Genomic DNA, 25530 nt, shown 5'->3' on the forward strand with positions numbered 1-25530 from the left:
TATTTTTCAAACATTCTTGTTGATTGACGATGAAGACTATCCCACAAAAAACGCGTGAATTTTAATCTTAATTAAACAAAAAACAATTAAAATTACACCGCTTTAAAAAATATTTTCAAAGCGGTGTAGAACAAACATCATAGTAAATTCCGATACAAGGCTAAATAGCGTTCTGCGACATTACGCCAAGTAAAATCTTGATTCATTGCGTTTATGCGTACCGTTGACCAAACTTTTGGCTTTTGCCATAAAGAGAAAGCCCGTTGAATCGCTAGGCGTAAATCTTGAGCTTCCGCCCGTTGAAAAACAAAGCCCGTTGCCGACCGCTCTTTTAGGGTTTCAGCGGTGCTATCAACGACAGTATCCGCCAAACCACCGGTTTTACGCACGAGTGGTAACGTACCGTATTGTAGTCCGTAGAGTTGGGTTAAACCGCAAGGTTCAAAACGACTCGGAACCAAAATCACATCACCGCCTGCGATCATTAAATGCGAAAGGGCTTCGTCATAACCGATCTTCACCGCAACATTTTGCGGATAACTTTCCGCAAGCTGACGAATCCCCTCTTCCAAATGCGGAGCTCCCGCACCGAGAATCATTAGCTGCCCGCCTTGTTCTACAATTTCATCAGCACTTTCAATTAATAAATCCACCCCTTTTTGTTCGGTAAGACGGGTTATCATCACAAAAGTTAAAGCGCCCTCTTCTTGCGGCAAATTGAAATAGGCTTGTAGTTCCGCTTTGTTTTTCTTTTTACCCGCCATCGATTTTTGTTTGTAATGATGCTTAATATAACCGTCACAACTTGGGTGCCAGATCTTTTCGTCAACACCATTTAGAATGCCGACCAGTTTTCCTTGTTCACGCAATCCGTAGAGTAATCCTTGAAGGCCGTAAGCAAACACTTCCGTGGTAATTTCTTGTGCATAAGTCGGGCTTACCGCCGTTACGACATCGGAATAATACAATCCGGCTTTGAGATAGGAAATTTGTCCGAACAATTCCAATCCGTTAACATTAAACATTCCTTCCGGCAAGCAAATTTCAGACAAATGCCAATGATTAAATTGCCCCTGATAAGCCAAATTATGAATGGTGAAGACGGATTTTGCCGGTTTACCTTTGTTAAATAAATAAGCGCAAGCAAGCCCTGCATGCCAATCATGGGCGTGAATAATTTCAGCGCGCCACCAAGTATCAAGCCCTGTTGAGAGTTCTGCCCCCACCCAACCTAATAAGGCAAAACGCTTATAGTTATCGGCATAATCCTGATAATTCTCATCGTGATAAGGATTCCCCTCACGTGCGTATAAATGCGGCGCATCAATCAAATAAATGCCCACCCCCTTATATTCACCGTAACGTAATACGATGTGTCCGGCGAAATTATCAAATTCTGCGACAATGTGGGTGTCATTAATTCCGCTGGAAATCGCAGGATAAGCCGGCAACAGAATACGGGTATCCATTCCAATCGCTTTTTGAGCAAAAGGCAATGCACCAATCACATCGGCAAGCCCGCCTGTTTTTAGCAGCGGATAAAGTTCCGAACAAACGTGTAATACTTTCATTTTTTATAATTCCTTCATTTATCTGCAGAAAACTCGAACTCATAGTGAATGAAGCCAAAATGGATAAAAATCCACGCACGCCAATATTTTTTCGGTTGAAAAAATTTTTGAAAATTCAACCGCACTTTGCGTGCGTGAATAAACGTTTTTAAACCTTATTAATCCAAATGTTCTTCAAATTTGATTTCTTCCCCATCCAATTTTTTCAACATTTTTGGCGTAACAAGAATAACTTTGCCTGTTGAGCTAATACGGAAGCGTTTTCTATCTTCTTCAATATTCACACCGATCTGCATTCCGTCAGGAATAACACAACGGCGATCAATAATACAGTTTCTTAACACACAATCTTTACCAATCACCACTTCCGGTAATACCACACAGTGATCCACTTTAGAAAACGCATCAATTTTAATACGGTCGAACAAGACGGAATTACTAATCGAAGCATCCGTAATCACACATCCGCCACCGATAAGCGAGTTATCTACCGGGTGAATATTGGAATGTTTATAGAAGAATTTGGACGGGTAAGCTTGAATCGGATTACCGCGAATCGGCCAATTTTGATCGTAAATATCAAGCTGCGGTTCTTCAGAAACCAAATCAATATTGGATTGCCAAAAACTATCAAGGGTTCCGACATCACGCCAATAGATTTCCCCTTCCGTATTGCGCCCCATACAAGAACGACTGAACGGATGTGCATAAAGGGTTTCTTCTTCTAAGCATTTCGGTAACACATCTTTACCGAAATCATGACTGGTTTGAGGGGTATTTACTTCACGCTCGAGCATACTATAAAGATAATCCGCATTAAACACGTAAATTCCCATTGAAGCGAGGGATACATCAGGTTTACCGACCATCGCCGGCGGATCTTTCGGTTTTTCCACGAAGGCTTTCACTTTTAAGTTTTCATTCACCGCCATCACGCCGAATTCGTGCGCTTCGCTACGAGGCACTTCAATACAGCCTACCGTACATTTTGCGCCACTGGCGACGTGATCCATCAACATTATGCTGTAATCTTGTTTGTAAATATGATCCCCTGCCAAAATTAAAATATATTTCGGGCAATAGTGATCTCGAATAATCGCCATATTCTGATACACCGCATCCGCTGTGCCGCGATACCAAGTGGAATCGTCAATTTGTTGACGAGCTGGTAACATATCCACAAATTCCCCTCGCTCTTGCGGTAAGAATGACCAACCGGTTTGCAAATGACGTAATAAAGAATGAGCCGCATATTGAGTAACGACACCGATACGATTTAAGCCTGAATTGATACAATTAGAAAGCGCAAAATCAATAATACGGCGGTTTCCCCCAAAATAAAGTGCAGGTTTGGCGCGTTTATCTGTTAACTCGTGAAGCCGTGAGCCACGTCCTCCCGCTAAAATAAGAACCAAAGTATCTTTCAAAAGAGCATATTTGTTAGGGCTTTTCATCATAAACTCCGTTTGTATTGAGTCATCCACCATACAACAAACAAAATGCCATACCGCTTACGAATACTTCCTGTGGCTGAATGAACCTTAAGTTTGCTGTTCCTATAAAGGCTTTCCATCGTCTGACAACATCACTAGGCAATATGAAAGTCTGAGATTCTTTTTTCGCATTAATTAGCAGAAGCCATTTTTCATCTAATAAAATTTGCAATGCCCTGACTTCAAAATTATGCCAATCCTCTTGCCGCATCTTTTTCCCTTGTGTATTCAACCAAGCGACATTTTCATTAGACCACCAAACATCTTTTTGCAAACTTTGAATGTGTTTACGAGCCTGAATTGTTTGTTTGGTCAGCTCAAATAATGCTTGATTAAAATCAGCCCATTTCAACCAACTTATTTCGTTGTCTTGGCAATAGGCATTATTATTACCATATTGAGTATTCCCGAATTCATCGCCTGCCAATAACATCGGCGTACCGTTGGCAAGTAATAAACTCATCAGTAAGCCGCTTTGTGCAAAAGTGCGGTCATTTTCAACCGCACTTTTTTGCGGTTCGGGCAGAGTTCCCGTTGATCCCTCGATACCGTGGTTATAACTGTAATTTTCGTTACGCCCGTCTCGATTTTGCTCTCCGTTCGCTTTGTTATGTTTTTCGTTATAGCTCACTAAATCCTTGAGCGTAAAACCATCGTGGGCGGTAATAAAATTGAGCGAGCAATGTGGCAAGCGGTTATTCTTTTTAAATAAATCGCTTGACCCGGCAAAGCGTTCTGCAAATGTGCCCAACTCTCCGCTTTTCCACAACCAAAAACGGCAGAGGTCATCACGGAAACGATCATTCCATTCAGTAAAATAACTTGGGAAATTTCCCACTTGATAGCCGTAATATCCGATATCCCAAGGCTCGACAATCAACTTCACCGATTGCAAACTTGGCTCATTGGCAATATCCGCAAAGAGTTGAGCCTGTCTGTTAAAATCCGGTTTATCACGCCCAAGCACCGTTGCCAAATCGAAACGGAAACCATCGACGTGGCATTGTTCTACCCAATAACGTAAGCAATCCACCACCCATTTTCGCCCCACTTCAGAGGAAAGATTCAACATATTGCCGCAGCCGGTGCCGTTGATGTAATGAGAGTTATCATTGCGCCAATAATAGGTTTTATCATCAATGCCACGCTGACAAAAAGTTGGGAAATGTTGCTCCGATTCCGCCGAATGGTTAAATACCACATCCAAAATCACTTCAATGCCTGCCTGATGAAGCGCTTTCACCATTGCTTTAAATTCGGTAAGCGGATTGGCTGTGGCAGCATATTTGGGCTCAATAGCAAACATCGCCAGCGGATTATATCCCCAATAGTTCTGCAAATTCCGTTCTTGCAAATGCGGTTCATCGAGAAAAAGATTCACCGGTAATAATTCCACCGCCGTGACACCCAATTCTTTTAAATAGGCAAGATTGACAGGATGTGCCAACCCTGCATAAGTACCACGTAATGCCGCGGGGATTTTTTCGTTCAGTCGGCTAAATCCCTTAACATGCAACTCATAAACAATCGTTTGCGCCCAAGGCGTATTTAAAGTAACATCGCCGTGCCAATCAAAATCTTCCGCAATAATGACCGCTCTTGGGGCAAGATGGGCGTTATCACGATCATCACTCAGCAAAAACCATGCCCTATTTTCTTTGCTGCTTAAATCCGGTTTGCCGCTGATCGCCTTCGCGTAAGGATCAAGCATTAATTTTTGCGGATTAGCAAATTCCCCGTGAATGCGAAAACCATACTCTGTGCCGACCTGCACACCGGTTACCGCCAAATGCCATATATTTTCCGAGCAAACCATAGGAAAACGGGTTTCAATTCCCTGATCAAACAAACAAAGCTCAACGTTATTTGCCGCTTCAGAAAATAAGGCGAAATTGGTAATTTGCTCACCGTTTTCAATTTGTTGTGAATAGCCATAAGGCGTTGGCATACCTTGGTTGTGGATCCTAAACATAATTGTCTCTTTGCTTGCTTCCTTTCCGACTTAAAAAAAGGGCTAACCAGTGGATGATTCCGATTTCAATTTCAAATAAACGGTTGCCAACGGAGGAATGGAAACTAAAATTGAGTTCTCTTTTCCTCGGCTTTCAATAGCTTCACTTCGTACTCCGCCAAAATTACCAATGTTAGCCCCTTGATAATACATCGAATCGGTATTCAAAATTTCTTCGTATTCACCCGCCGCATTCACTCCGATACGATAATCGTGGCGAGGCACCGGGGTGAAATTACTAATCACGATAATACGTTCACAACCACCCTTTTCATCCGGGTTACTTCTACGTTCAAATGCAAAAACAGAGTTTGCCGCATCATCGACAACCAGCCAATCAAAGCCTTCCGGCGCATTGTCAAGTTCAAAGAGCGGTCGATTTTGGCGATAAATCCGGTTAAGGTCTTTTACTAATTTCAACACGCCTTTGTGCCAACTACCACCGATATTTTCGTCAAGCAAAAACCAATCAAGGCTTTCTTTATAATTCCATTCTCTGCCTTGAGCAAATTCATTGCCCATAAAGAGTAATTTTTTGCCCGGATACCCCCACATATAACCGTAATAAGCGCGCAAATTGGCAAATTTTTGCCATGTATCTCCCGGCATTTTGTCGAGAAGCGAGCCCTTTCCGTGTACTACTTCATCGTGGGAAAGCGGTAAAACGAAGTTTTCGCTGTATTGATACATCATTCCGAAAGTCATTTTGTTGTGATGATATTGGCGGTAAATCGGATCAAGTCTCATATAATCGAGAGTATCGTTCATCCAGCCCATATTCCATTTGAAATTAAAGCCTAAACCGCCTTTTTCCGTAGGATGTGTTACGCCGGCAAAGGAAGTGGATTCTTCCGCAATAGAAATCGCCCCCGGCATTTCATCTTGAATTTTCCGATTGGTATGTTTTAAAAATTCAATGGCTTCAAGGTTTTCACGTCCGCCATATTGATTCGGGATCCATTCGCCTTCGGCACGGCTGTAATCCCGATAGAGCATTGACGCCACCGCATCAACCCGAACTCCATCGACACCAAAACGTTCAAGCCAATAAAGCGCGCTACTGGAAAGGAAATTGCGCACTTCGTGGCGACCATAGTTGTAAATTAGCGTATTCCAGTCTTGATGATACCCTTCGCGCGGATCGGCATATTCATACAATGCGGTGCCGTCAAAGGCGGAAAGCCCGTGGGTATCACTTGGGAAATGCCCCGGAACCCAGTCTAAAATCACATTTATCCCTGCTTCGTGAGCCCGTTTCACCAATCTGCGAAAACTTTCCGGCGAACCGAAACGGCTGGTAGGAGAATAAAGTCCCAAGGTTTGATAGCCCCACGAACCATCATAAGGAAATTCGGAAATCGGCAAAAATTCAATATGCGTAAAGCCCATTTCTTTCACATAAGGGAGCAATTCATCGGCAATTTGATCATAATTAAGCCAGTAATTATTTTCCAAATTACACCGCCAAGAACCTAAATGCACTTCATAAATAGAAATCGGTTGATTAGATTGATTCGCTTTGCGGCGGGCTTCCGTCATTTCCACCACATTAGGTAACGCACTGATTTCTGAGGCGGTATCAGGGCGAAGTTGAGAACTAAAGGCATAAGGATCGGCTTTCAGACGTAAATTGCCGTAATAATCAATCAATTCAAACTTATAAAGCTGTCCAAGACGTGCTTTCGGTAGGAACAATTCCCATACACCCGTTTGCGGATGAAATCGCATCGGGTGACGGCGACCGTCCCAATAGTTGAAATCTCCCACAACGGAAACCCGCCTTGCATTCGGCGCCCACAGACGAAAATTTACTCCGCTCACGCCGTCGCATTCCATAAAATGCGCCCCCAAGACTTCATAAGGGCGGAGCATTGTTCCCTCCGAGAGAAACCATTGGTCCAACTCATTAATCATCAGGTGAAAACGATATGGATCTTCAATAATCTGAGCTTCATTGCCCCAACATACTTGTAACTGGTAAGCAAAAAATTGGCGGCAGTTCGGGATAATGCCGGCGAAGAAACCTCGGTCGTCTAAACGCTCAAGCTCTACAAGGGAATCGGCGGATTCTTTATCAATGACAAAAACACGGTCGGCATCGGGTAGCAGGGCACGAACTTCAATACCTTTTTCGGTTTCATGCATTCCCAATGTTGCAAAAGGATCCGCATTTTCTGCATTAAAGAAGCTATCAATGATTGATTGTGTAAGTACGGTTGTCATAAGTTAATCCTTACGCTTTGCGGGCTCATTAATCATCGAAAAGAAGTGTTGTAGCGCGTATGGCCTAAATAAATTCACATTGCCATACTTTGCTTATATTTTCTCAATAGAAATGCTATTTTCGTAAAACAGTTCAAAAGAGGTTAAATTCATTCTAGCCCTGCTCACAATAAAAACAATGACTTTTATTTAAATTAGTGATCTCCGTCAAAATTTAATTTCTTGAATGAGAGACTTTCACCCGTTTTGTTCTCAATTTCATTGTTTTTTAATACTTTTTAGGTGTAAAAAATCAAAATTTATCTCTTTTTTTATATATGCCTCTAGAGTTTTCAATTTTTCTGATTTAAAATTCCGCAATTTTGTTTTTACCACCCATATTAATTTTCACAAGCCGTCTAAGGGGACACATCATGAAACTTGTTGAAGTAAAACACCCGCTCGTTAAGCACAAATTAGGCGTAATGCGCGAAGCAGAAATCGACACTAAAAAATTCCGTGAACTGGCGACGGAAATCGGTAGCTTACTAACTTATGAAGCAACTGCCGGTCTAGAAACAGAGAAAGTCATTATTGATGGTTGGAACGGTCCGGTTGAAGTGGATCGCATTAAAGGTAAAAAAATCACCGTAGTGCCGATTTTACGTGCCGGTCTAGGTATGATGGACGGTGTATTAGAACACGTTCCAAGCGCACGCATCAGTGTTGTCGGCATCTATCGTAATGAAGAAACCCTTGAGCCGGTTCCTTATTTCCAAAAATTAGCCAGTGATTTAGACGAGCGTCTTGCTATTGTGGTTGACCCGATGTTGGCAACCGGCGGGTCGATGATCGCAACCCTTGATTTATTAAAAGCAAAAGGCTGCAATCATATTAAAGTGTTGGTGTTAGTGGCTGCACCGGAAGGCATCAAAGCATTAGAAGCCGCTCATCCTGATATTGAACTTTATTGCGCCTCAATCGATGATCACTTAAATGAACAGGGCTACATTATCCCGGGTTTAGGCGATGCCGGCGATAAAATTTTCGGAACGAAATAAGATTAAAAAAATATAAAGGCGGCTTTAAGCCGTCTTTTTTCGGCGGAAGGTTTTATTCACTATAGATTTACAAAATCCTTGTAAAATCGACCGCACTTTAAAGTTAATTCAAACAGAGAGTTGAAACTAAATGACCCATCAAAATCAAACCGCATCCGCTCAACCGGAAAAAATGCAAAGTATTGCCAAACAATCTTTCGTCGGCTTGCAAATGTTATTCGTTGCCTTCGGCGCACTTGTACTGGTACCGCTTATCACAGGATTAGATTCAAACACCGCGCTTCTTACAGCCGGTATCGGCACCCTGTTATTCCAACTATGTACCGGTAAACAAGTCCCTATTTTCCTCGCTTCCTCCTTCGCCTTTATTGCTCCGATCCAATACGGCGTACAAACTTGGGGGATTCCAACCACAATGGGAGGACTTGCCTGTGCCGGTTTGGTTTACTTCGCCCTTTCCGCCTTGGTTAAACTCCGTGGTAGCCAAGCGCTTGAACGTATTTTTCCTCCGGTTGTCGTAGGGCCTGTAATCATCATTATCGGTATGGGACTTGCGCCGGTCGCCGTTAATATGGCATTGGGTAAAGACAGCGCCTATGCCTACAATGATGCCGTACTTGTCTCTATGGTAACCCTTGCCGTTACACTGGCTATCGCCGTATTTGCCAAAGGTTTAATGAAATTAATCCCGATTATGTTCGGTATCACGGCAGGTTACGTCCTTTGCTTATTCCTTGGTCTTATCAATTTCCAACCCGTCATTGACGCTCCTTGGTTTGAACTGCCAAAACTAACAAAACCGGAATTTAACCTTGAAGCCATTCTTTATATGCTACCGATCGCCATTGCGCCTGCCGTAGAACATGTAGGCGGCATTATGGCGATTAGCTCCGTAACCGGAAAAGACTTTCTAAAAAAACCGGGTTTACACCGTACCTTATTAGGCGATGGCGTTGCAACTGCCGCCGCATCATTAGTCGGCGGCCCACCAAACACCACTTATGCGGAAGTAACCGGTGCGGTTATGCTGACACGTAACTTTAATCCGAATATTATGACTTGGGCGGCAATCTGGGCAATTGCGATCTCTTTTTGCGGAAAAGTCGGCGCATTCCTTTCCACCATTCCGACTATCGTAATGGGTGGCATTATGATGCTGGAGTAGATGTAACCGAACCACGTAATCTCTGTATTATTTCAGTAGTGATGACCTTTGGTATCGGCAATATGTTTGTAAATGTCGGTGATGCCGTATCATTAAAAGGCATTAGCCTTTGCGCCATCGTGGCAATCGTATTGAACCTAATTTTGCCAAAAGCCAAAAATGAAGTAGAATGATCGCAGCTTTAAGACAGTATTATGTAGCACTTGCACAAATAATCATTTGTAAGGTGTCGTTAGGCGAAGCCGTAACGCACCAATTAACAAGGTCTAATAATGAAACGGTGCGTTACGCAAAGCTCAACGCACCCTACCCAAACCAATATCGGATATAACATTATTCTCTTTGTTCAACTGATACATAATATCGCTTTAAGAACTAAAAATAGCCCTTTTCTTCCTTAAATTAATTAGCGTTATATCACTTTGAACCAGCAGTTACCTTTGCCTATTCATCAAATTGATGAACACACATTTGAGAATTTTTATGCCGACAACAATTTGTTGTTGCTGGATTCGCTACGCAAAAATACGCAACAGATTCTGCAACCGTTCTTCTATATTTGGGGAGGAAAAGGATGTGGCAAAAGCCATTTACTGCGCGCTTTCAACAATCAATATTTAACCGAACAACGTGCCGCTATTTATGTTCCATTGACAAAATCCCGCTATTTTTCCCCTGCCGTGCTAGAAAATCTGGAACAGCAAGAACTTGTCTGTTTGGACGATCTCCATACCGTAATGGGTGATCCCGAATGGGAAATGGCGGTTTTCGATTTATTCAATCGAATCAAGTCCGAAGGAAAAACGTTACTCTTAATCAGTGCGGATATTTCACCTTCCGCCCTCAGAGTACAACTACCCGATTTGGCATCCCGTCTAAAATGGGGAGAAATTTATCAACTCGCCCCTTTAACCGATGTGCAAAAATTAGAGGTACTCCAAAAAAATGCCCGCCAACGCGGCATTGAATTACCCGGTGAAACAGCACAATTCTTACTAAAGCGTTTGGATCGCGACACCCACACCTTATTACAAACCCTTGAAAAACTTGATAAAGCTTCACTACAAGCACAACGTAATCTCACTATTCCTTTTGTGAAAGAAACATTGGGGCTATGAAAACAAAAAGTGCGGTCAAATTTAACCGCACTTTTACGGTATTACGATATTGTGTAGCAGTCGCACAAAGAGAGGTTTATATCCAATATTTATCGGGGCAGGGAGCGTTAAGCTTTGCGTAACGTGCCATTTCATCATTAATCCCTCTATTGGTGCATTGCGGCTCAACCTAATGCACCCTACGATGATTTGTGCAAATGCTACATAATACTGCACTTTTATCTTTCAAGATTTATCGTTTCGCTTTCTTAATAAACTTCATCAAACGTTTACGCTTACGCAACTGGTTTGGTGTGAGTTTATTTTTACGTCCGGCAAATGGGTTTGATCCCTCTTGGAAAATCAAACGAATCGGTGATCCGATAATTTTTAAACTCTTACGATAATAATTGGATAAATAACGTTTATATGAATCCGGCAATTTTTCCATTTGGTTACCGTGCACCACAATAATCGGCGGATTGTAACCACCCGGATGGGCGTATTTTAATTTAATACGGCGACCACCTATCATCGGCGGTTGATGTTCATCCGTTGCCATTTGCAAGATACGTGTGAGTATAGAAGTTGTCATTTTTTGCGTAGCGCAGGCATAGGCTTCTTTAATGGAATCAAATAAATTCCCCACACCGCTGCCGTGTAAAGCGGAAATAAAATGCACACGTGCAAAATCAATAAAATCTAAACGGCGATCAAGCTCAGATTTCACACGATCTCTCACGTCTTGATCAAGACCATCCCACTTATTCACCACAATAACAAGAGAACGTCCCGCATTCAAAATAAAGCCGAGTAAAGATAAATCTTGATCTGAAATATTTTCTCTCGCATCAATGGTGAGCAATACCACATTGGCATCTTGAATCGCTTGTAAGGTTTTGATCACCGAAAATTTTTCCACCGCAAGGTGAACTTTTCCACGCTTACGCACACCGGCTGTGTCAATCAAGGTATAATGCTGGTCATCACGCTCCATCGGAATATAAATACTATCACGTGTCGTTCCCGGCATATCGTAAACCACCACACGATCTTCACCTAAAATACGATTTGTTAATGTTGATTTTCCTACATTCGGACGACCGACAATGGCAATTTTGATATTTTTACCTTGCTCTTCTTGGTTTTCCTCTTCAAGCGCTTCATCAAGCAATGCCGTATCTTCTTCCGAATCAAAATCAAATTCTTGTTCCCATTCGTCTTGTTCTTCATCAAAAGTGCGGTCGGTTTCTTCAGTGTTTTTCTTTTCTAGTTGTTCTGCAAATGGTGCCAGTACATATTCCATTAATTGAGTTACGCCTCTGCCTTGTGAAGCGGCGATTTGTGCTATCTCCCCTAAACCCAATTGATAAAATTCGGCACAGTGAGAATCCGCATCAATACCGTCTGTCTTATTCGCCACCAAAACGGTAGTTTTGTTCTGACGTTGACGTAAATAATTTGCAATGCCAATATCCGCCGAGGTTAACCCCGCACGAGCATCCACGAGGAAAAGCACAATATCGGCCTCTTCAATGGCAAGCAAAGATTGCTCCGCCATTTTTTCTTCCACGCCTTCTTCCGTGCCATCAATACCACCGGTATCAATGACGATAAATTCATGTCCTACAATGTGTGCATGACCATATTTGCGATCGCGCGTTAACCCCGGAAAATCCGCCACTAAAGCATCGCGTGTTCGAGTTAACCGATTGAATAATGTGGATTTTCCCACATTCGGACGCCCCACGAGGGCTACAACAGGAATTGCCATAAAAAATCTCTTATCTTGTCAAAATGGGCGTCATTATAGCGGAAGTTGCTCTTTTGGTAAAAAGCGATTTAAGAATAGGTAAACAAAAAGGGAATTATAAACATAAAAAAAGCACCTTTTAGGTGCTATTTTTATTCTCGAAAGAATTGGCGGAATGGACGGGACTCGAACCCGCGACCCCCTGCGTGACAGGCAGGTATTCTAACCAGCTGAACTACCACTCCGCAGCTTATATTGTGGTTATTGCTTTCGCAAAAACACCAACAAGGAGGAATCAATTTAAAATTGGCGGAATGGACGGGACTCGAACCCGCGACCCCCTGCGTGACAGGCAGGTATTCTAACCAGCTGAACTACCACTCCGCTAAGTGGTGCGTATCATAATGATCAGCCGTTATCTCGTCAATCTTTTTTTTCGATTTCTTAAACGGCTGTTTATTTAATGTGCGGTTTCATCATTTATGCGTAAATCCCACAGGCATTTCCCATCGCTTTTTTTATTGATCATTTTCAATAATTCTAAATGCGCTTGCGTTTCTTCCTCACTGGGCTGAATGACATTTAAATTATTGGAGAAAAGCACCGCACTTTGTTCAAATTCGGAAGAATTTTCCTGTGTTGCCATCATGGAAAGGTGATTTTCCTCTTCTTCCTCACCGAATAGACTGGTTTGCCCGCCCGTCATCGAAAGATAAACGTCTGCCAAAATCTCCGCATCCAGTAACGCACCGTGCAAAGTTCGCTTACTGTTATCAATGCCTAAACGATCACAAAGGGCATCCAAACTATTACGCTTACCGGGATACATTTGACGAGCCATTTGCAAGGTATCCGTTACGACACAAACATCCGCCGTCTTAACATTCAATCCGAGTTTACGAAACTCATAATCCATAAATCCCACATCGAAGGGCGCATTATGAATTAAAAGCTCTGCACCTTTAATATAATCAATAAATTCTTGCGCTATTGCCTTAAATTCCGGTTTATCCGCTAACATTTCATCCGTAATTCCATGGACTTTAATCGCCTCAGGATCTACCGGTCGATTCGGATTAATATAAATGTGGAAATTATTTCCCGTGTAGCGGCGGTTCACTAATTCCACCGCACCGATTTCAATAATGCCATGCCCTTCATAATGAGCACCAAGCTGGTTCATACCTGTCGTTTCGGTATCCAGCACGATTTGACGATTCGGATTAATCATTTGTTCAGCCTGTCTCTTTCCATTAAAATGCCGAGTATTTTACACAACAACGCTTTTATTATGCAAAAACAGATTGAAATTTTCACGGATGGCTCTTGCCTCGGCAACCCGGGCGCGGGAGGCATTGGCATTTTGCTACGTTACAAACAACATGAAAAACAAATTTCCAAGGGTTATTTCAACACAACAAATAATCGAATGGAACTCCGCGCCGTAATTGAAGCGCTTGAAAACCTAAAAGAACCCTGCACCATCATCCTTTCCAGCGACAGCCAATATATGAAAAACGGCATTACAAAATGGATTTTTAATTGGAAGAAAAACAATTGGAAATCCAGCACCGGCAAACCGGTGAAAAATCAAGATTTATGGAGCGCCTTAGATAAGGCGATTCAACCTCACAAAATCGAGTGGAAATGGGTAAAAGGGCATGCCGGACATCGCGAGAATGAGATTTGTGATGAATTAGCGAAGAAAGGTGCTGAAAATCCGACTTTTGAAGATAACGGTTACCAACCTGATTAAGTGCGGTTGATTTTTTCCTGATTTTATGAACAAAGAATTGTTTAAAATTTATACCAATTTAATTAAAAAATGTGATCTTGATCTTATATTTGGAAATTACTAATCGTTTTCCATTGACAGAAAAATCGCTTTTTGCAATGATTCGCGTGCTTATTTTAGGCGATTGACATTTTCAATAATGAAAAGTTCAGTCTTGGTCGTAAACCACACCAATAAGGAATAACAATTATGAAAAAAACACTAGCAGCATTAATCGTAGGCGCATTTGCCGCTTCAGCAGCAAACGCAGCAGTAGTTTATAAAAATGAAGGAACTAAAGTTGAATTAAACGGTTCTCTTCGTCTGATTCTGGAAAAAGCTAACAGTAAAAAAACTGATGCAGCAGGCAATTCAACAAAAACATCAAATTCAGCATTACGCAACGCCGGTTCGCGTTTTGGTGTAACAGTAAAACATAATTTAGATAATGACTTCTATGCGTTAGGTCGCTTAGAATTCCGTTTTGACGATACAGAATCTCGTGATGAATTTGGTAGCCTTTATGCGAAACGAGCTTATGTAGGTTTAGGTAGTAAAGCGACTGGTGATATCACTTTCGGTCGTCAAGTAACGATTGCTGATGACTTAAGCCAAACTAACGACTATGAATATGGTCTTATTCCAAAAGGTGGTTATATCCCAACCTCTGGTACAGGTGTAATTCGTTATGACTACCGTGGTGTTGAAGGTTTACAAGTAAGTGCAAACTATAACTTTGGTCAACGTCATAATGATAAAGGAAAAGAACTTAAGTCTGCTGGTATCAAGAATGCATTTGGTATAGGCGCTATCTATGCCGCTGATAACTATGACCTACGTGTTGCATATGGTCATACTAATTATGAAACCGGTTCAGCTGCAACTCACCGTAAAGATGGTTACCTCGCTTCATTAAGCTATGCATTTGGTGATTTCAAATTAATCGGTGATTTCGGTTACGCTTATGAAAAAGAGAATGGTGGAAAAACCAATAAATTCTACGTATCTCCAGGCTTTGAATACCAAATTCTTCCAACATCTTCAGTATACGGTAACTACCTATACGAACGTGTGAAAACTGACGGTAACGAAGATAAAAAATTTAAAACTCATGGTTTCTTACTTGGTGCTGACTACAAACTTCATAAACAAGTTGTTGTATTCTTAGAAGGTAAATATGTACGTACTAAGAATTACAAAGACAATACTAACGGTGGCTACATCTATGATGGCAAAGAAGATGACAAAGCTATCGGTGTAGGTATGCGTGTTTACTTCTAATTGTTAAATTAGAAAAAGCAAAAAGGCGGATCTTGAGATTCGCCTTTATTCGTTTTTAAATATTTGTTCTATAAAAGAGCGGTCATTTTTTCAATTATTTTTGACTACATACCGCAATAAAATGCAATTTACGTTTCGGATCATTAAAGGTTTTAAACATACGTTTAAACTGTTTGCGATTTTCCGGTTTCATCGCATTTTTAATAATTTTCAACGTGCCAAATACACCTTCATCATAAATCATTCCACGTGGTGAAAGGAGTGTCATTTCCCCTGAAAAAGTTTCTATATTGCGGAAACCACATTCTTGAAAAATTCCCTTCCAACCATCTTTAGTTAATGGCGTCACTGTTACATTAATCGCTTTACGCATATCGTCAAGAATCGTTTGATGATCTTTCCCCACCAACATCACATCATGGGTAAGTAAAAAACCGCCCGGTTTTAATACACGTAAATATTCCGTAATTGCTTTTTTCTTTGCTTCTATAGGCAACATTGTGAGCATTGCTTCGTTAATAACAATATCAAAAGCACAATCTTTAAAAGGGAGTTTCATCGCATTTGCACGTTGAATATGAATCTTATCCCGCATACCATTTGCTTCAATGTTTACTCGTGCTTTTTCCAATGCTTCTTCATCAAGATCCACTCCTTCAATATGGCAACCAAACCGCTTCGCTAAACCAATTGCTGTCGTTCCCATATTGCACGCAACTTCCAGCACTTTTTTATCTTTGTTGAAATCACCACTTGCAATCAACCAATCCGTTGCTTTCTTGCCACCGGGACGCAAGCGGGTTTTACCTAAACGTGCTAAAAAATTATGTCCGACTTCTTCCTTTGCCATCTTAATCTCCTACTTTATTACTAGGTTTTATATTATAGATGAAAACTATTTTTATTAAAATGATAAAAAAGCCTGTACAGTTATTTACTGCACAAGCTTTTTTAGAACAGAATTAATGATTATTAAAAGAGGGAGCTTCTATAAAATCAATCCTTCAAATAGAACAATATCTCAATTCAGTTTCCACTCCCCATTTACTACCGTACCAATTACTTGATAATCCGGTGTAAACACCGCTAAATTAGCGATTTTCCCTTTTTCTACCGAGCCCAAACGATCATCAACACCAATGGCACGAGCAGGGTAAAGATTACTCATACGAATAGTTTCTGCAAGTGGAATTTCAACAAATTCGACTGCATTTTTAATTGACTCCATCATCGTGATAGAAGCACCGGCGATTGTACCGTTCGCATCGTAACAACGCCCTTCCTTCACATAAATCGTTTTGCCTACAAAAGTGAATGTTTCTAGCTCTGGCCCCGCCCCTGCCGCAGCAATAGAATCCGTTACGATACATAATTTATCGCCTTTAATTTTCTTATCAATTCGAACGTTGCCGTAATCAATATGTACGCCATCTACGATAATTCCCGTGTAAACATCAGAATCCAGCACTGCACCAACCACACCCATTGCACGCCCCGAGCTAATTGGCGACATTGCATTGTGTAAATGCGTTGCAAAAGTCGCACCTTTGCGAAAGGCGGTTTTTGCTACATCATAAGTTGCATTGGAATGGCCGATAGACACGATAATGCCACTTTTTACAAAATCAGGGATATATTGTGCGGTTGGGTTTTCCGCTGCGATAGTTAGTTTGGTGATAACATCGCCGTTTTCACAGAGAAAGTCTTTCATTTCGGATGAGATTTCACGAATATATTCCGGACGGTGTACGCCTTTTTTCTCTACACTGATATAAGGCCCTTCAATATGTAAACCGAGTGCTTGATTTTTATGTTTGGCTAAATATTCACGCATAATTTTGACCGCACTTTTAATGCCTTCATCCGGTGCGGTGATAAAAGTCGGTAAGAAACTGGTGCAACCGGATTTTAAGTTGGTGGCTTGCATAATTTCTAACGTTTCTACGCTGGTTTGATCGTTAAACATCACGCCACCACAGCCGTTAAGTTGTAGATCTATAAAGCCGGCAGTAAGATTATTACCCTGTAAATCAATGACTTTTAGATCTTTCTCCAATTCATTTTGCGGTATGACCGCTTCAATAATTTCGCCGTTGATAACAACGGCAAAATCCCGTAATACTTCGTATTTTGTGTAAATAACACAATTTGTTAATGCGTATCTCATCTTCTCTTCCTAAAAATAATCCCAAAAAACCGGCATTATGCTGCTGTTGCACAAATCCTTGTATTAGGCGAAGCCGTAACGGTAACGCACCAATTAACAGGGATTTATGATGAAACGGTGCGTTACGTGAAGCTCAACGCCCCCTACCTAAATAAAATATCAGAGATAAAATTCTCTTTGTGCGACTGATACATAATAATGAAAAAAACGACCGCACTTTCATGCGGCGTTGACGATTTATGATAACACGCTGTGAATCGCGCGTTGTTCCAATTCTGTGAAGTATTTCACGGTTTTGACTTTCAACTCTTGTTGCGCCGATTCATCACAAACCAAAATAAAATGGCGGTGAAGTTGTAATGCGCTCACTGTCCACATATGATTCACCGCACCTTCTACCGCCGCTTGCACGGCAAGGGCTTTTTGATGCCCGGTTGCAAGAATCATCACTTCTTCCGCATCAAGCAGTGTAGCGACTCCGATAGTTAATGCATATTTCGGCACTTTATTTATATCATTGTCAAAAAAACGAGAATTGGCGAGCAATGTATCTTGTGTTAGGGTTTTAATGCGGGTGCGTGAATTTAATGAAGAAGCGGGTTCGTTGAAAGCGATATGTCCGTCATTTCCCACTCCGCCCATAAAGAGATTTATTTTTCCGTAAGATTTTATTTTTTCTTCATAGCGGCGGCATTCTTCATCGTGGTTATCGGTGTTTCCGTTCAGGATATTGATATTTTCCGGTTGAATATCAACGTGATTAAAGAAATTGTTATACATAAAGCTGTGATAACTTTCCGGATGTTCTTTCGGCAAGCCCACATACTCATCCATATTAAATGTCACCACATTTTTAAAACTCACCTCGCCGGCTCGATAAAGTGCGATTAATTCTTGATAAGTTTTTAACGGTGTACTGCCTGTTGGTAATCCAAGAACAAACGGACGTTCCGCCGTCGGTTTAAAATGATTAATCCGATCCACAATATGGCGTGCAGCCCAACGGCTCACTTGCTGATCGTTTTGTAAGGGAATAAGACGCATAGTAAATTTCCTTTATTTTGACCTCACTTTTAGAGAACGAAAGTGCGGTTATTTTTCCATTTAATTTCGATATTATGTCGCACTTGCACAAAAAGAATTTAGTGATGTAGAAAGAGTATTGTATATCCTATTTCGTCCAAGTATTACCAGTGCGTAGTAATACGCCCTTCCAATCATTTGTGCAATCGCCATACCGTATTGTTATAAATATTTCGCTTTTAGTGCTTTGGCTTCGGCAAGCTGCTCCGGTGTTGCTTTTGCTGTCATCGGTTCACGGCAGTAGCCTGCCTCCACGCCTTCTAATTTGAGTAATTCTTTGATGGTTAAATATAAGCCGTTTGCTAAAATGCCTTCAATTAAATCATTAGTAACGTGTTGAATTTCCAACGCTTCTTTTATTTTTCCGGCTTTTGCCAATTCAAAGATTTGACGGGCGCGCACACCGTTTACATTAAAGGTTGAACCAATTGCGCCATCTACACCTAAAGAGGCCGCCGGTAACATCATTTCATCAAAACCTGCCCAGATTAGGTGTTCTGGATAGGCTTTTTTCAAACGTTCTAATAAATAAAAGTCTCCGGCAGTAAATTTCACACCAAGCACTTTTGGATTTTTATAAAGTTCGCCGAATTGTTCAATCCCCATATTCACACCGGTTAAAAACGGAATGGAATAGACGATCATATTATTTCCGGTTTCGGCAATAATGGTCTCATAATAATGTTTAATCTCAGGGAAACTGAATTTATAGTAGAATGGAGTAACGGCAGATAAGCTGTCATAGCCTAATTCGGTAGCATATTTGCCCAACTCAACCGCTTCGTGTAGGTTCACACTTCCCACTTGTGCGATAAGCGCAACCTGATCTTTCGCTTCATCTTTCGCAATACGGAAAATTTGTTTTTTCTCTTCAGTCGAAAGCATAAAATTTTCGCCGGTAGAACCGCCCACATATAACCCATCGACTTTCATTTTATCGATATTGTGGCGAATAATCTGGCGTAAACCTTTTTCATTAATCGAGCCATCTTCGTTAAATGACACTAATAACGCACTGAAAATACCTTTTAAATCACGCATAATTTTCTCCTATTTTATACGTTGCTCTAGAATTACATTGAGCGTTTTCTGCTTAGTCTGCACCGCTCTATCCTGTTCGCTTTGCACTAACAAAGCATAAATCAGATCTAATACAAAAAGCTGGGCGATTTTAGTACCGATAGAATCCCCCTGCAATTTACCTTGTTTATTACCATTCACTAAGACAAAATCGGCAGATTCCGTAATAGGTGAACGTAAGCTGTGAGTGATCGCCACCGTGGTTGCGCCGTTTTGCTTGGCGATTTTTAAAGCGTGGGCTGTTTCTTGCGAATAACCCGAATGACTAATTCCAATCGCAACATCATTAGGTTGTAATAATGCCGCTTGCATATACATAAAATGATTATTACCGGTGGCATCCACTTGGAAGCCGATCCGCATTAATTTATTTTTTGCTTCTTCCGCCGTAATACCTGACGATCCCACCCCAAACAAAAAGATTCGATTTGCCTGGCGTATCGCTTTTACACTTTCTTCCAGTTGCTTAAAATCTAATAGATTAATACTCTCGCTTACGACATTGGAAATCGCATTTTGTAATTTTTGTGCAATATGATATGAACTATCCGCCTTATCAATATCCGTTTCCAATAACGGGTTATCAAGATTGTCTTTCGTTGCCAACTCAATTGAGAGTTCTAATTTGAAATCACTGAACCCTTTAAAACCAATAGAACGACAAAAACGTACAAAGGTCGCTTCGCCCACATTCAAGTGAGCGGCAATTTCAGAAAGCGGGCATTGCACGACAAGATCCGGCGACATTAAAATCGTATCCGCTATTTTTTTCTCGGTTTTCGTTAAACTCTCATATAGTGAGCTAATCGTATTTAAAATATTGCCACTCTTAACCATAATCCCCCCCCCCTAAAACCGAATTATTTAAGTAAAACATCATTAACCCAATAGGCTGCGCCAACCAATCCGGCATCCGGCCCCAATCGGGCGGCGGTTAATTCACAGTGATAAACTTGCGGCATTTCATTGAGAAAATGTTTAACCAAAGGTAAATAACCTTCTGCCAGTCCCACGCTGCCACCGATGACCACTTTTTGCATATCCAAACCGATTTTCAAATCCGCCACCAAATTCGCAATGGCATAGGCGGAATGTTTTACAAGTGCGGTCGCTTTTTCATCATTTTTTCTGAAAAGTTCAAATACTTCTTTTGGAGTGCAAGGGCTTTCCCAGTTTGAAGCAGCCGCTTCAATCGCCCGTCCTGCCGCAATCGCTTCAACACAACCACGACGACCGCAACCACATAAAGGTCCGTTTGGATCCGCTATCGTATGCCCGATATGACCTGCAATACCATTAGGTTCGGTGAGTAATTGATGATCCAAAATTAATCCGCCGCCGACACCGGTCGAAACGGTAATAAAAGCGAAATTAGCAAGTCGGGGTTGATCTTGTAACTGATATTCGGCATAGGCTGCCGCCTGTACATCATTGAGTAAACCGATAGGTTTATCCGTGTGGCGTGCGATACTTTCTTTTAGTGGAAATTCGGCTAAACCGCCGAGGTTTTTCGGATTAAGTGCGGTCAAAATGCCTTGATTAATAATTCCCGTTGAGGCAACGGCGACATAATCAAATCGACCGGCATAATCCATTAATAATCGTTCAATGGCTTGATGTAATGCTTTTGCGGCATTATCTTGCGGTGTCGCAATTTGTTGACGTGAAGTTATCTCACCATTTTTAACGATTGCCGCCGCAATTTTAGTACCACCGATATCCAGAGCTAAACAGCGCATAATAAATCCTTACTATTGAGGTTCGCTTCAAATAAACCCTCTGTAAAATAAACCGACAAAATATACCGATATTATTCAATCGTTTATTTCGCAGATTTCACCGCGTTCGCAAACCAGCCCACAATATGTTCAAGACGGGTTAGCGCAGATCCTACCGTAACAAAATCCGCACCGATTTCGATAGCGATTTTAGCCAGTTCCGGCGTGTTGTAACGCCCCTCTGCCATTACACGGCAACCTGCGGCTTTAAGATCTTTCACTAATTGATAGTCGGGTTCTTCCGGCACGACATCACCCGTATAGCCTGACATCGTGCTACCGATAATATCAAACCCTAATTTTTGGCAATGCAAACCTTCTTCTAAGTCGGCACAATCCGCCATTGCCAAGCAACCTAATTCATGGATTTTTTTGACCGCACTTTCTAAATCAACCGGGCGCGGGCGATTCGTCCCATCAACAGCAATAATATCCGCCCCTGCTTTAGCAAGATCTTCAATATCAGATAGAAAAGGCGTAATACGAATCGGACTATCCGGCAAATCCCGCTTCACGATACTGATAATAGGTACATTCACCATTGGACGTGTCGCTTTTAAATTATCGACACCTTCAATACGAATACCGACAGCACCGCCGATAACCGAAGCCTGCGCCATCGCAGCAACAATTTCCGGCTTATCCATTGGACCGTCATCGACAGGTTGGCAAGAAGCAATTAAGCCGTTTTGAATATGTTGAAAAATCTGTTCATGTGTAAGTTTAAGCATATAACTGCCTCATTTTTCATTTAGACATATGCCTTTAGCCAAATTGCTAAAGTCTCCCTTGTTATACGACCGACATTATATAGAAAAATCACTCCAAACTAAAATATTTTTTGAAGTATATTTTTGTAAATGTGATCTACATCTCATTTTTGAAATAAAACTCCAAAGTCTATTTAAAAAAACTTTTTTTACTCTTAGAATGCAAAGCGAATAAATCATTTTGGTTGAAATATTGCCAAAAATCATTCTCACGATAGCACTATCAATTTGATAGATTTCAATAGGAGCAACATTATGAAATTCACAAAACTTTTTCTTACGACTGCAATGACTTTTGGTATGTCTTCCGCCGTTTTGGCTGCGGATTATGATTTAAAATTCGGAATGAATGCCGGAACGTCATCTAACGAATATAAAGCGGCAGAAATGTTCGCTAAAGAAGTAAAAGAAAAATCAGGCGGCAAAATTGAAGTGTCTCTCTACCCTAGTTCACAATTAGGTGATGACCGTGCGATGTTAAAACAATTAAAAGACGGTGCGCTGGATTTCACTTTTGCAGAATCCGCACGTTTTCAGCTGTTCTACCCTGAAGCAGCCGTATTCGCTCTTCCTTATGTGATCAGCGATTATAATGTAGCGCAAAAAGCTTTATACGAAACCTCGTTCGGTAAAGATTTGATTCAAAAAATGAATAAAGATTTAGGCGTAACACTACTCTCCCAATCCTATAACGGTACTCGCCAAACCACATCAAATCGAGCCATTAACAACATTGGCGATATGAAAGGATTAAAACTTCGCGTGCCAAATGCGGCAACCAACTTGGCTTATGCAAAATATGTAGGCGCAGCGCCAACGCCAATGGCGTTCTCCGAAGTCTATCTTGCTCTTCAAACCAACTCTGTTGATGGTCAAGAAAATCCGTTAGCCACAGTGCAAGCACAAAAATTCTATGAAGTGCAAAAATTCTTAGCCATGACGAACCATATCCTAAACGATAACCTTTATTTGGTAAGCAATGAAACCTATAACGATTTACCGGAAGATTTACAAAAAGTAGTGAAAGATGCGGCAGAAAAAGCGGCAGCCTACCACACTAAATTATTCGTAGAAGGGGAAAAAGAATTAGTGGCTTTCTTTGAAAAACAAGGTGTAACCATCACTCGTCCTGACCTTGCTCCATTCAAAGAAGCGATGAAACCGTTCTATGCGGAATTTGTGAAACAAACGGGAGAGAAAGGCGAAGCGGCTTTAAAAGAAATTGAAGCAATCAACAAATAATTAACCCTGAGTGTGCCGATGACTTGGCACACTCAACCTTTTCCTTCGTGTCGTCTCCCTTATTTATGGAGTGAAGTATGAAAATCTTTAATAAACTTGAAGAATGGATTGGTGGCATCCTGTTTCTCGCCATCTTCGGTATTCTTGTCGCACAAATTTTATTCCGCCAAGTACTCCAATCTCCTTTAATTTGGAGTGAGGAACTAGCAAAACTGCTCTTTGTTTATGTAGGTATGCTTGGCATTAGTGTTGCGATTCGTAAACAAGAACATGTTTACATAGATTTCTTAACAAATTTAATGCCCGATAAAATTAGAAAAGTTGCCAATACCTTTGTACAACTTGTCATTTTTGCCGGTATTTTCTTCTTTATTCATTTTGGTATTCGCACCTTTATGGGCGCAAACTTTCCAATTGATGCCTTAGGCGGTATTTCAGAAAAATGGATTTTTGCCTCTCTGCCGATTATTTCCGTTTTAATGATGATTCGCTTCTTCCAAGCACAAGCGCAAAATTTTAAAGAGAACAAAAGCTATTTGCCCGCGACTTTTTTTATAGTAAGTGCGGTCATTTTATTGGTAGTTTTATTTTTTGCGCCAGATTGGTTTAAAGTATTACGCATAACAAACTATGTGAAATTAGGCTCAAGTGCGGTTTATGTCGCATTGCTTGTATGGCTTGTTATTATGTTTCTTGGTGTGCCGGTGGGCTGGTCACTGTTCATCACGACCTTACTCTATTTCGCTATGACTCGCTGGAACGTTGTTAATGCTGCAACAGAAAAATTAGTCTATAGTCTTGATAGTTTCCCACTTCTCGCCGTACCTTTCTATATTTTAACCGGTATTTTAATGAACACCGGCGGTATTACCGAACGGATCTTTAGTTTTGCCAAAGCCCTATTAGGACACTATACCGGCGGTATGGGACACGTGAATATCGGTGCAAGTTTACTATTCTCAGGAATGTCAGGTTCTGCACTTGCAGATGCCGGCGGTTTAGGCCAACTTGAAATCAAAGCAATGCGGGATGCAGGTTATGATGATGACATTTGCGGCGGTATTACGGCAGCCTCTTGTATTATCGGTCCATTAGTTCCGCCAAGTATCGCAATGATTATTTACGGTGTCATTGCCAATGAATCCATCGCAAAACTCTTTATTGCGGGATTCGTACCCGGAGTGTTGGTTACTATTGCATTAATGGCAATGAATTATTACATTTCGAAAAAACGTGGCTACCCTAGAACACCTAAGGCCTCCCGCGCGCAACTTTGCTCTGCATTCAAAAAAGCATTTTGGGCGATTTTAACACCGTTGTTAATTATCGGCGGTATTTTCTCCGGCTTATTCAGCCCGACTGAATCCGCAGTCGTCGCCGCTACTTATTCCGTGATTATCGGTAAATTCGTCTATAAAGAATTAACCTTGAAAATGCTTTTTAATAGCTGTGTAGAAGCCATGGCGATTACCGGTGTCGTTGCATTGATGATTATGACGGTAACTTTCTTCGGCGATATGATCGCTCGCGAACAAGTGGCGATGCGCATTGCCGATGTATTCGTTGCCGTGGCGGATTCGCCTTTGATGGTATTAGTGATGATTAACGCACTCTTACTCTTCCTCGGTATGTTTATTGACGCATTGGCATTGCAATTCTTAGTACTTCCGATGCTTATTCCTATTGCAATGCAATTTAATATTGACCTCATATTCTTCGGCGTAATGACAACGTTAAATATGATGATCGGTATTCTAACACCACCGATGGGTATGGCACTCTTTGTTGTGGCTCGAGTGGGGAATATGTCCGTTTCTACGGTAACAAAAGGGGTATTGCCATTCCTTATTCCGATTTTCGCTACCTTGATAATCATCACGATCTTCCCACAAATTATTACGTTTATACCGAATCTATTGATTCCATAACATAAAAGTGCGGTCATTTTTGACCGCACTTTGTCCTTTCTCCATTATTATGTAGCAGTTGCACAAAGAGAATT

20 protein-coding genes, 2 tRNA genes and 1 pseudogene are annotated in these 25530 nt (G+C 41.3%); 8 read left to right on the forward strand and 15 right to left on the reverse strand.

Features of this window, described 5'->3' with window-relative positions:
• Window positions 1–137: 137 nt before the first annotated feature.
• From glgA to glgB, 4 genes are all read right to left on the reverse strand, one after another.
• Window positions 138–1571 carry a glycogen synthase GlgA gene (glgA, locus tag IHV77_RS03905; RefSeq protein ID WP_194812826.1) on the reverse strand — a complete coding sequence of 478 codons (1434 nt, stop codon included), beginning with the start codon at window positions 1569–1571 and terminating at the stop codon, window positions 138–140.
• A gap of 158 nt (window positions 1572–1729) precedes the next feature.
• Window positions 1730–3025, reverse strand: a complete 1296-nt coding sequence (glgC, locus tag IHV77_RS03910; RefSeq protein ID WP_194813216.1) for a glucose-1-phosphate adenylyltransferase — start codon at window positions 3023–3025, stop codon at window positions 1730–1732.
• 22 nt (window positions 3026–3047) lie between these two features.
• Window positions 3048–5036 carry a glycogen debranching protein GlgX gene (gene glgX / locus IHV77_RS03915; RefSeq protein WP_194812827.1) on the reverse strand — a complete coding sequence of 663 codons (1989 nt, stop codon included), beginning with the start codon at window positions 5034–5036 and terminating at the stop codon, window positions 3048–3050.
• Window positions 5037–5078: 42 nt separating this feature from the next.
• Window positions 5079–7298: a 1,4-alpha-glucan branching protein GlgB gene (gene glgB, locus IHV77_RS03920; RefSeq protein ID WP_194812828.1), complete on the reverse strand. Its 2220-nt coding sequence runs from the start codon at window positions 7296–7298 to the stop codon at window positions 5079–5081.
• Window positions 7299–7711: 413 nt separating this feature from the next.
• Here glgB and upp point away from each other — a divergent pair, with 413 nt between their 5' ends.
• The 4 genes and pseudogenes from upp to IHV77_RS11945 all read left to right on the forward strand — a co-directional run bounded on the left by upp (window position 7712) and on the right by IHV77_RS11945 (window position 10743).
• Window positions 7712–8338, forward strand: a complete 627-nt coding sequence (gene upp / locus IHV77_RS03925) for a uracil phosphoribosyltransferase (RefSeq protein WP_194812829.1) — start codon at window positions 7712–7714, stop codon at window positions 8336–8338.
• Between the two features lie 130 nt (window positions 8339–8468).
• A pseudogene (locus IHV77_RS03930) lies at window positions 8469–9676 on the forward strand (nucleobase:cation symporter-2 family protein).
• 249 nt (window positions 9677–9925) lie between these two features.
• Entirely contained in the window at window positions 9926–10621 is a 696-nt protein-coding gene (gene hda, locus IHV77_RS03935) for a DnaA inactivator Hda (protein ID WP_194812830.1), read from the forward strand.
• Window positions 10618–10743 carry a hypothetical protein gene (locus tag IHV77_RS11945; protein WP_269902545.1) on the forward strand — a complete coding sequence of 42 codons (126 nt, stop codon included), beginning with the start codon at window positions 10618–10620 and terminating at the stop codon, window positions 10741–10743. The genes hda and IHV77_RS11945 overlap by 4 nt, the downstream gene beginning before the upstream one ends.
• A 110-nt stretch (window positions 10744–10853) precedes the next feature.
• On the opposite strand, the gene der is transcribed toward IHV77_RS11945, so the two are convergent.
• The 4 genes from der to dnaQ all read right to left on the reverse strand — a co-directional run bounded on the left by der (window position 10854) and on the right by dnaQ (window position 13584).
• Window positions 10854–12374 (reverse strand): ribosome biogenesis GTPase Der, encoded by a 1521-nt coding sequence (gene der, locus IHV77_RS03940; RefSeq protein ID WP_194812831.1) that lies wholly within the window; start codon window positions 12372–12374, stop codon window positions 10854–10856.
• A gap of 147 nt (window positions 12375–12521) precedes the next feature.
• Window positions 12522–12598 (reverse strand) — tRNA-Asp (locus IHV77_RS03945).
• A gap of 62 nt (window positions 12599–12660) precedes the next feature.
• Window positions 12661–12737: transfer RNA gene (locus IHV77_RS03950), tRNA-Asp, on the reverse strand.
• Between the two features lie 76 nt (window positions 12738–12813).
• Window positions 12814–13584: a DNA polymerase III subunit epsilon gene (gene dnaQ, locus IHV77_RS03955; RefSeq protein ID WP_194812832.1), complete on the reverse strand. Its 771-nt coding sequence runs from the start codon at window positions 13582–13584 to the stop codon at window positions 12814–12816.
• Window positions 13585–13644: 60 nt separating this feature from the next.
• Between dnaQ and rnhA the strand changes: the two genes are divergently transcribed.
• Both rnhA and IHV77_RS03965 read left to right on the forward strand, forming a co-directional pair.
• Window positions 13645–14109, forward strand: a complete 465-nt coding sequence (gene rnhA, locus IHV77_RS03960; protein WP_194812833.1) for a ribonuclease HI — start codon at window positions 13645–13647, stop codon at window positions 14107–14109.
• Between the two features lie 228 nt (window positions 14110–14337).
• On the forward strand, window positions 14338–15408 hold the full coding sequence (locus tag IHV77_RS03965; RefSeq protein WP_194812834.1) for a porin: 1071 nt from the start codon (window positions 14338–14340) through the stop codon (window positions 15406–15408).
• Between the two features lie 94 nt (window positions 15409–15502).
• Here the strand turns inward: IHV77_RS03965 and IHV77_RS03970 are convergent, their stop codons facing one another.
• The 7 genes from IHV77_RS03970 to IHV77_RS04000 all read right to left on the reverse strand — a co-directional run bounded on the left by IHV77_RS03970 (window position 15503) and on the right by IHV77_RS04000 (window position 22247).
• Window positions 15503–16258 carry a class I SAM-dependent methyltransferase gene (locus tag IHV77_RS03970; RefSeq protein ID WP_194812835.1) on the reverse strand — a complete coding sequence of 252 codons (756 nt, stop codon included), beginning with the start codon at window positions 16256–16258 and terminating at the stop codon, window positions 15503–15505.
• A 171-nt stretch (window positions 16259–16429) separates the two neighbouring features.
• The gene (nagA, locus tag IHV77_RS03975) at window positions 16430–17575 is read right to left on the reverse strand and encodes an N-acetylglucosamine-6-phosphate deacetylase (RefSeq protein ID WP_194812836.1); all 1146 of its coding nucleotides are present in this window, start codon (window positions 17573–17575) and stop codon (window positions 16430–16432) included.
• 237 nt (window positions 17576–17812) lie between these two features.
• Window positions 17813–18619, reverse strand: a complete 807-nt coding sequence (gene nagB, locus IHV77_RS03980; RefSeq protein WP_194812837.1) for a glucosamine-6-phosphate deaminase — start codon at window positions 18617–18619, stop codon at window positions 17813–17815.
• Window positions 18620–18820: 201 nt separating this feature from the next.
• Window positions 18821–19699 carry an N-acetylneuraminate lyase gene (nanA, locus tag IHV77_RS03985; protein ID WP_194812838.1) on the reverse strand — a complete coding sequence of 293 codons (879 nt, stop codon included), beginning with the start codon at window positions 19697–19699 and terminating at the stop codon, window positions 18821–18823.
• Between the two features lie 9 nt (window positions 19700–19708).
• Window positions 19709–20575 (reverse strand): MurR/RpiR family transcriptional regulator, encoded by an 867-nt coding sequence (locus IHV77_RS03990; RefSeq protein ID WP_194812839.1) that lies wholly within the window; start codon window positions 20573–20575, stop codon window positions 19709–19711.
• A 23-nt stretch (window positions 20576–20598) separates the two neighbouring features.
• On the reverse strand, window positions 20599–21477 hold the full coding sequence (locus IHV77_RS03995) for an N-acetylmannosamine kinase (RefSeq protein WP_194812840.1): 879 nt from the start codon (window positions 21475–21477) through the stop codon (window positions 20599–20601).
• A gap of 83 nt (window positions 21478–21560) precedes the next feature.
• Window positions 21561–22247 carry an N-acetylmannosamine-6-phosphate 2-epimerase gene (locus IHV77_RS04000; RefSeq protein WP_194812841.1) on the reverse strand — a complete coding sequence of 229 codons (687 nt, stop codon included), beginning with the start codon at window positions 22245–22247 and terminating at the stop codon, window positions 21561–21563.
• Between the two features lie 291 nt (window positions 22248–22538).
• On the opposite strand from IHV77_RS04000, the gene IHV77_RS04005 reads away from it, so the two are divergent.
• Window positions 22539–23528, forward strand: coding sequence for a sialic acid TRAP transporter substrate-binding protein SiaP (locus IHV77_RS04005; RefSeq protein ID WP_194813217.1), 990 nt, complete (start codon window positions 22539–22541; stop codon window positions 23526–23528).
• Window positions 23529–23605: 77 nt separating this feature from the next.
• Window positions 23606–25456: a TRAP transporter large permease subunit gene (locus IHV77_RS04010; RefSeq protein ID WP_194812842.1), complete on the forward strand. Its 1851-nt coding sequence runs from the start codon at window positions 23606–23608 to the stop codon at window positions 25454–25456.
• Window positions 25457–25530: the final 74 nt, after the last annotated feature.

The organism is Rodentibacter haemolyticus (assembly GCF_015356115.1).
GTDB lineage: Bacteria > Pseudomonadota > Gammaproteobacteria > Enterobacterales > Pasteurellaceae > Rodentibacter > Rodentibacter haemolyticus.